This window comes from Pseudomonas sp. (assembly GCF_050739655.1).
Lineage (GTDB): Bacteria > Pseudomonadota > Gammaproteobacteria > Pseudomonadales > Pseudomonadaceae > Aquipseudomonas.
In genome coordinates this window covers 1-4,887 of the sequence record NZ_JBOIBY010000179.1, presented here as the reverse complement: position 1 = coordinate 4,887, position 4,887 = coordinate 1, and the positions used below count along the sequence as shown (strand labels likewise).

4 protein-coding genes are annotated in these 4,887 nt (G+C 54.1%); 1 reads left to right on the top strand and 3 read right to left on the bottom strand.

Going from position 1 to position 4,887, the window contains the following annotated elements:
* The coding region (locus tag ACRESJ_RS08665; RefSeq protein WP_431757541.1) for a chloride channel protein at positions 1 to 612 on the top strand (612 nt) is incomplete at its 5' end.
* 361 nt (positions 613 to 973) lie between these two features.
* On the opposite strand, the gene ACRESJ_RS08660 is transcribed toward ACRESJ_RS08665, so the two are convergent.
* Genes ACRESJ_RS08660 through ACRESJ_RS08650 form a run of 3 tightly spaced genes read right to left on the bottom strand, consistent with a single transcriptional unit; the run spans position 974 to position 4,794 of the window.
* On the bottom strand, positions 974 to 2,386 hold the full coding sequence (locus ACRESJ_RS08660; protein WP_431757540.1) for an aspartate ammonia-lyase: 1,413 nt from the start codon (positions 2,384 to 2,386) through the stop codon (positions 974 to 976).
* Positions 2,373 to 3,362 (bottom strand): LysR family transcriptional regulator, encoded by a 990-nt coding sequence (locus tag ACRESJ_RS08655; protein ID WP_431757539.1) that lies wholly within the window; start codon positions 3,360 to 3,362, stop codon positions 2,373 to 2,375. Before ACRESJ_RS08655 ends, ACRESJ_RS08660 begins: the two co-directional genes overlap by 14 nt.
* 52 nt (positions 3,363 to 3,414) lie before the next feature.
* Complete coding sequence (locus ACRESJ_RS08650; protein ID WP_431757538.1) at positions 3,415 to 4,794, bottom strand: MFS transporter; 1,380 nt, start codon at positions 4,792 to 4,794, stop codon at positions 3,415 to 3,417.
* Between the last annotated feature and the right edge of the window lie 93 nt (positions 4,795 to 4,887).

Sequence of the window (4,887 nt, the reverse complement as noted above, 5' to 3'; positions counted from 1 at the left end):
GTAATCGGGATTGGATGTGGACTATTGGGTGGTTTATTCAGCCGAATGTTGTTATGGCCACAGCGTCATCCTCATTTCATAATTTGGCATTGGCGACGCCTACATCCAGTGTGGTTTGCCGGTATCTGTGGGTTGATCGTCGCAATATTGGGCTGGCTGAGTGGCGGAATGTCGTTCGGTAGCGGATATGGCATCACCTCTCAGGTCATAGCATCCGATGTTGTCCTGCCATGGCACGCACCGATTACGCGCTTCCTAGCGACGGTAGTGACCTACTTTTCTGGTATTCCAGGAGGTATCTTCGCTCCTTCGCTCGCTGTGGGGGCAGCAGTCGGCTCGAATACCGCAGAGCTATTCCACCTGGCCGCGCAGCCCACTATCGCACTCTGTATGGTTGGTTTTCTGGCTGCGGTTACTCAGTCGCCAATCACCTCCGCAATCATCGTAATGGAAATGATTGATAGCCACAGTATGGTGATCAGCCTTATGGCGGTAGCCTTGATTGCTAAGGCTGTCAGCTCAAGAATGGGGCCTGAGTTGTATCAGCAATTGGCCCGAGGCTTCCTCGAGAACGCAGAACCTGCCAACACGCCAAAGAATTCAACTCGATAGGACTTACAGTGTCATCGTTCTAGCCAGTGAACTCAGTTGATCCCTCTCATGCTGCAGCGTTAACTTGGTATCTGCACGAGTGATCAGAAGAGCCACGTGGACAGGCAATTAGCGTTGGGGGAACGTGATAAATGAGAGGAGCTGACGTCCGACATTGTGGACGTCAGCTCAGTTTGAATGCAAAGCGGGAATAGATTGCAGGGCGCTCATTACCCCCTGCACTGCGTATTACCAGATCAGAACGTGTGCAGCATTTCCAAACGGCGACGTGGTCAATACGATTAAACTGCGGGTTTGAGAAATTTACCTCGAGTACAGGGGGCAAGCGGTCAGGGATTCTCCAACCGCTATCGTTCAAGGTTTAATCAATAAATACAGGGTGAGTGGCTTTCTCGATAGCGGCCATCGCCTCTGCCTGAGTCATCTGTCCAGACTCTTCAAGGATGGCCAGCAGTGACCGACCCTCAGCGACTGACTGGCGCGCCAGCTTGCTCACTTTGGCATAGCCCAACTTGGGAACAAGCGCTGTGGCTACAGCCATGGACTGGACTACATGCTCTTCATTACGTTGAGCATTGGCTTCGATGCCCTCGATGCACTTCTCGCGGAAACGCTGAATGCCATTGGTCAAAAGGCTGATGCTGTCGAATACGCGGGAGGAAACCACAGGCTCGAAATGATTGATTTCCAGTTGGCCATATTGCACGGCCTGTGCGACGGCTGTGTCGTTTCCGATAACCGCGAAGCTGAGCTGAATCATGGACATCGGCAATACTGGATTGACCTTGCCTGGCATGATTGATGAACCCGCCTGTGCCTCCGGCAGGATCAACTCGCCGATGCCACCCACCGGGCCAGAAGAGAGCACGGTCAGGTCGGATGCGATCTTTGAGAGCGACGCAGAGCAAGTGCGCAGTTCAGCGGAAACCCGAGAGAACACATCCATGTTCTGCATGGCATCGAACGAGTTCGTCGGAGCCTGATAAGCCACGCCGGTGATCTTCGCCAGATGCTGATAGACGAAACCACGGTAGGCTGCCGGTGCACCGAATCCTGTGCCAATGGCTGTACCGCCTAATGGCAGGGTCAACAGCTTGCCACGCACGTTGCGCAACTCTTCCGCCAGACGATGCGTCAGTGAGGCGTAGCCGGAAAACAACTGGCCCAGCCGCATCGGCTGAGCATCCTGAAGGCAGGTGCGTCCCAGGTGAAGTACATCGGCGAACTGCTCGGATTTGCGGTCGAACTGCACGGCGAGTTTTTCCACCTCGCTGATCAGAGGCCCCATCATTGCGTAGGTCGCGATTTTCAACGCAGCTGGATAGACGTCGTTGGTCGACTGCGAGCAGTTCACGTGATCGTTGGGATGAACCACGTCGTAAGAGCCGGCTGCATGCCCCATCAAACGCTGCGCACAGTTGGCGATCACTTCGTTGAAATTCATGTTGGTCGAAGTACCGCCCGACCCTTCCAGAAGATCGACAATCAGCGAGTCGTCACACTTGCCTTCGATCACTTCACGGCAGGCCAGGATAATCGCTTCACATTGGGCGCTGGGCAGCACACCACTGTCTAGGTTTGCCAGCGCCGCAGCCCACTTGCATTGAGCGAAGGCGTTTCTGAACTCAGGGTAATGCGCAACCGTCAGTGGAGAAATACTCAGGTTCTGAAAACCACGAACAGAGTTCACGCCGAAGAGTTTGTCGCCAGGGATTTGCACTTCGCCAACATAGTCAGCTTCGATTCTGGTTTCAGCAGGATTAAAAGTAGTCATGTGTTACACCCTCATCAAAATTCACTAATGCTTCAACGCCCGCGTTCAGAGACTTCAGCCTCGGAATAAATGAGCCAGTAATTACTTCGCGTGCGATGTCACAGGCCTCGGTAAAAAATGCGCTGTATTCGTCACGACGAGCCACTAAGTAGAGCGATCTTTCCAGCCCAAGCTCGGGAGCCAAGTGGGCAGTCACTTTGTCGACCCAAGCCGAGGCTTGGAGAAAACACATGGGACTGGTTACTGCCCATCCAATCCCTTCCGCAACCATGGACGTGAGCGCGTCCGCGTTGTCCAGCTCCAACCTGTTTGGTACCCGGATATTCAAGGCGCGCAGATGGCGTTCTATCTGCCTGCCTACCTGGGAGTTCCGGTTAAACCGGACAACGGGCATCACATTCGCCATAGCCCTCACGTCTTCCACCGTGGTGATTTCCTTATGCATATCCCTTGGTGTAATGACGAAATACTTTTCCGAAAAAAGCTTGTATCGAACCACCTCATTTGCATCCATGAGCGGGTCGCTAGTTACGATCAAATCGAGGTCACGCCGCAGCAGTGACTCTCCCTGCTGCGGGCTCAATCCGGTGCGGATCGACAATTGAGAAACTTTGCCAAGCAGGTGTTTGGTGAAGAGAGATCCACAGGTCGCAGCGAACGAGTCAACAAGTCCCATCCGCAAGTCCGGCTTCACACCTCGTCCCGCATCGACCACCTGAGCCTTGAGATTGGAGAGTTCTTCACTGATCAGGGAACCGCGATTTCTCAACGCGATTCCGTAAGGTGTCAACGATAAAGGGCGCGTGGATCGGTCGACCAAAACGACGCCCAACTCCTCCTCCAGTTGACGAACTATCTGCGATACCCCGGACTGGGAGATCCCCATACGACTGGCGGCTCCAGACATGCTGCCCTCTTCAGAAACAGCGATGAAAACCTGCACCGCATACATGTCGATGAGTTTGTTCGCAGACATTATTCTTCCTCCGATATCTCATCCGGCCTGTGCGCCAAGGTCACCTGGGCAGTTATTTCCCTTTGCAAGGCTGGCTTACCGCAACCATTCCGCCATTAAGGTGGCTGGCTTCTGTTCCGCCAACATCGGAGGTGACCCCAGATAGGTCTTCTTCGCTGGTCTCCGGTGCAAACACGTGGCAGAAAACCCCTCCAAACACCAAAACACCTACACAGACACCAAGCGCGGCATGAATGCCCACCTGTTGCACGGCAATTGGCAGCAGGAAAGTCGCGAAGGCGGAACCAAACCGACTTGCCGCGACGGCCAAGCCGATCCCGGATGCACGCAAGTGAGTCGGGAACAGCTCTGGTGGGTAGACGAATTCCAGGTTCACAGCGGCTGCCAGTACGCAGGCAAAGAAACCGAACGTAAGGATCGTGCCCAGGGGGCCGAAACCTCCGTAGGCCAACGCAGCCAGTCCAACGGCACTTAGGTAGAACGTGCCGATCAGAAAAGTACGACGGCTAATTCGGTCAATGATCATCAGGCCAACCAGTGCACCGATCATGAGTAAGACGTTGTAGACCAGTCCACCTACGAACTTGTCCTGCACGTTCAGGGCTTCAAGAACTTTTGGAGAGAACGTCCCGAGTGCAAAAAAAGGAATGACCTGGCAGGTGTAGAAAACGCATCCCACCAGCGTGTTTTTCCGCCACCGCTTGCTGAACAGTTCAGCCCATTGCCCACCCTTTTTTTGCGGGGTGTTGGTAGGAGCGGGAAGATTGATATTCGGGCCAAATTTGCTTTTGACGATGGCCATAGCTTCCTCAGTTCGACCCCGCGCCATCAGCCAGATTGGCGACTCTGGTACCCCCATACGCAGCGGCAAAATCAGCAGTGCGGGAAGGCCGCTCAACGCGAGCATGATCCGCCACGCGTCCGGGCCGATGTCCCTCACTGCAAAGCCGACTAGGTAGGCAACCACATAACCAGAAGCCCATGCGGCTGCGAGCACGCTCAACAGTCTTCCACGGTAGCGGCGCGGAGCGAACTCAGTGACCAGTGACTTGCTCACCACGTAGTCAAAGCCCAAAACGAGGCCAAGTAACAAACGTAGAATTAGCAACTGCTCGGGAGAGGAAACGAAGAATTGCGACGCAGATATGATCGCGAATAACAGCATGTCCCAGGCGAAGATGGTGCGACGACCGAATTTGTCAGCAATCGGCCCAGCAAAAAGGCTTCCGAGAAATAAGCCTGCCAATGAGGCAGCACCTAAAAGCCCCATCCACAAGGCGTTCAGTTGTAGAGGGCCAGCCGCCATACTTACGGCAATCCCGATGATACCGAGCACGAATCCGTCGCTAAATTGTCCTCCTGTACCACTGAACACCGTCCTGATATGAAAACGGCTTAGCGGTAAATCTTCGAACGATACTTGAGCACTCATTCGTGTCTCCACTTGCTTTTTATAGTTGTAGGGTTCTGGCGGGTGGGCACCAGGCAAGTTCGAGTCTATTGCTACAGCTTCACGAAAACAGCA